Origin of the sequence: Paraburkholderia sp. (assembly GCF_035501035.1) — a bacterium.
Lineage (GTDB): Bacteria > Pseudomonadota > Gammaproteobacteria > Burkholderiales > Burkholderiaceae > Paraburkholderia.
In genome coordinates this window covers 1-2695 of sequence record NZ_DATJWR010000056.1, presented here as the reverse complement: position 1 = coordinate 2695, position 2695 = coordinate 1, and the positions used below count along the sequence as shown (strand labels likewise).

Genomic DNA, 2695 nt, shown 5'->3' with positions numbered 1-2695 from the left:
GACGGCGGCCCTTAGGCTGCCAGTGCGAACGTATCGTCGTTTGCAGTTACGTTTTTCCCATTGATTAACGAGGTGACGGGTCCTCGGCATGCCCTGATTACTTCATAACCCCTGTCGAAACCAGGTCGGCCCCAGAGGAAGGTGCAATTATCCCATAGTTCGCCATATGAGGCGAACGGGCTTCGCTTCAAGGGCGCGCGGCCCGCTTCTTGCCAATAAATCTGCTCAGGCCTTTTTGCCGACGTGCTGGAGCAGGGAGAAAAGTATCGACGTGGTGTCGGCGAGATAATGCGCGTTCCACTGTGCGGGCGGCACGTCGTTGCCGCAGTAGCCGTAGGCGGCGGCGATCGTCGCCATGCCGGCCGCAACGCCTGCCTGCACGTCGCGCAGATCGTCGCCGACATACACCACGCGCTGCGGCGCCATGCCGAGCGCCTGGGCCGCATGCAGCAGCGGAGCCGGATGCGGCTTGGAGTAGGGCGTCGTGTCGCCGCTCACCACGCAGCTCGCGCGGGTGTCCAGATGCATGAGTTTCACGAGCGGCTCGGTGAGGCGCGCGACCTTGTTGGTCACGATGCCCCAGCGCACGCCGCGAGCGTCGAGGTCGTCGAGCACCGCGTCGATGCCAGCAAAAAGCGCCGTTTCGACGCGCAGGCTCGCCTCGTAGTTGGCGAGAAATTCCTCGCGCATGGCGGCGAATTCGCGATCTTCGGGGCCAATCCCGAATGCCCCGCCAATCAGGCCGCGCGCGCCCGCCGAGGCGAGCGGACGCAGCTTTTCGAGCGGCGCCGGCGCGAGTCCGCGCACGTGGCGCATCTGGTTGACGGCGGCCGCGAGGTCGGGGGCCGTATCGGCGAGGGTGCCGTCGAAGTCGAATAGCACGGCGTCGCAGGCGGCAAGCGCAACGACGCTGCCCGAGGCAGGGTTAGCGTTCGTGGATGAGTTCATGTCGGGCAGTGTATGGCGCGACGCGCCGTGGCATGGAGCACGCGTACCGCCGGAAGACGCTTCGGTCTACCGGCCGGCAGCACGCCGTTGCGGGCATCGCTGCTTCAGGCGTCCCGCCGGCAGGCAATCATGTAGTTGACGCTGGAATCGTTCGAAAGAGCGAAGTGCCGCGTGAGCGGGCTGTACGTGATGCCCTTGATCTCGACGACGCGCAAACCGGCGTCGCGCACGAACGCGGCGAGTTCCGAAGGGCGGATGAAGCGCGCGTAGTCGTGGGTGCCCTTGGGCAACATCTGCGCGATGTATTCCGCGCCGATCACGGCGAGAAGATACGACTTCAGGTTGCGATTGAGCGTGGAAAAGAACACCCAGCCGCCGGGCTTCACGAGTGTCGCGCAGGCCTTGACCACCTCCGCGGGCTGCGGCACGTGCTCGAGCATTTCCATGCAGGTTACGGCGTCGAACGACGCTGGCTCGCGTGCGGCGATTGCCTCGGCCGCGATCAGCTCATAGTCCACCGTCACACCGCTTTCGAGGCTGTGCAGGTCGGCCACGCCGAGCGCTTCGCTCGAAAGGTCGATGCCCTTCACGTTTGCGCCGAGCCCCGCCATCGACTCGGAGAGGATGCCGCCGCCACAGCCGATGTCGAGCACGCGTTTGGAAGGCAGATGCGCGTGGCTGTCGATCCAGCCAAGGCGGACAGGGTTGAGTTCGTGCAGCGGCTTGAATTCGGCGTTCGGGTCCCACCAGCGATGAGCGAGATCGCTGAACTTCTGCAGCTCGTGGGGATCGGCATTCGTCATGTCGTGGCAGCCTGAAACGCGGTGCGGGTTACTGAGAACAGTCCAAGAGTATATAGGCGGGCGCGCAAGGCAGCAAAATGCTGCGCCGTGCCGCAAACCTTTTCAAACCGATAAATCCGCGCGAAAACAGGCGAAATGAAAGGACGGGAAATGCGGGATAAAAAAAGCCCCGCCGAAGCGGGGCTTTGAGACTTGCTGTCGTAGCTCGCGATTACTGCTTTTGCGTGCCGACGACTTCGACTTCCACGCGGCGATCCGGTGCGAGGCAGGCGATGAGAGCCTTGCGGTTCTTCTGGTTGCAGCCCGTCGTAACCGGGTTGCGCTTGCCCTTGCCTTCCGTGTAGATACGCTCTGCCGGAACACCCTTGCTGACCAGGTACGACTTGACGGCTTGCGCACGACGCAGCGACAGACGGTCGTTGTAGGCAACCGAGCCGATACGGTCGGTGTAGCCCGTCGCGACGACGACTTCGAGGTTCAGAGCCTGGATCTTGCCTGCCAGATCGTCCAGCTTTTCCTTGCCAGCCGGCTTCAGGATAGCCTTGTCGAAGTCGAACAGGGTATCAGCCTGATACGTGATCTTCTGGCTGGTGATTGCCGGCGGCGGCGGAGCGACCGGCGGCTGCGGTGCCTGGGCGACCAGTGCGCCATCGCACTTGGCGTTGGCGGTGGCCGGCGTCCAGAACGCATCGCGCCAGCAAAGCTCGTTCGTGCCGTTCATCCACACGTATTCGCCGGTACCATTCACCCAGTTGTCATTGACGGCTTGTCGCGACGCCGGCACCGATTGTGCCTGAGCGGATGCAGCCATAACTGCGGTAGCTGCAATGAACGCGAGCTTTGAAAGTTTATTCATATTTCTCCTCTCGAAATTGAGATTACCGCAGGTTTACTGCGAGCCATATGACGAAGACAAGTCATACATTGCTCGAAGTATAACATTG

At 62.6% G+C, this 2695-nt stretch carries 3 protein-coding genes and 1 other RNA gene; all 4 read right to left on the bottom strand.

Annotated elements, in window-relative coordinates; genetic code table 11:
- Positions 1 to 133: a transfer-messenger RNA gene (gene ssrA / locus VMJ11_RS03500) on the bottom strand; the annotation flags it as partial.
- 92 nt (positions 134 to 225) lie between these two features.
- Positions 226 to 948: an HAD-IA family hydrolase gene (locus VMJ11_RS03495; protein ID WP_325616938.1), complete on the bottom strand. Its 723-nt coding sequence runs from the start codon at positions 946 to 948 to the stop codon at positions 226 to 228.
- A 104-nt stretch (positions 949 to 1052) separates the two neighbouring features.
- Complete coding sequence (ubiG, locus tag VMJ11_RS03490) at positions 1053 to 1751, bottom strand: bifunctional 2-polyprenyl-6-hydroxyphenol methylase/3-demethylubiquinol 3-O-methyltransferase UbiG (protein ID WP_325616937.1); 699 nt, start codon at positions 1749 to 1751, stop codon at positions 1053 to 1055.
- 211 nt (positions 1752 to 1962) lie between these two features.
- Positions 1963 to 2607, bottom strand: coding sequence for an outer membrane protein OmpA (ompA, locus tag VMJ11_RS03485; RefSeq protein WP_325616935.1), 645 nt, complete (start codon positions 2605 to 2607; stop codon positions 1963 to 1965).
- Positions 2608 to 2695 lie beyond the last annotated feature (88 nt).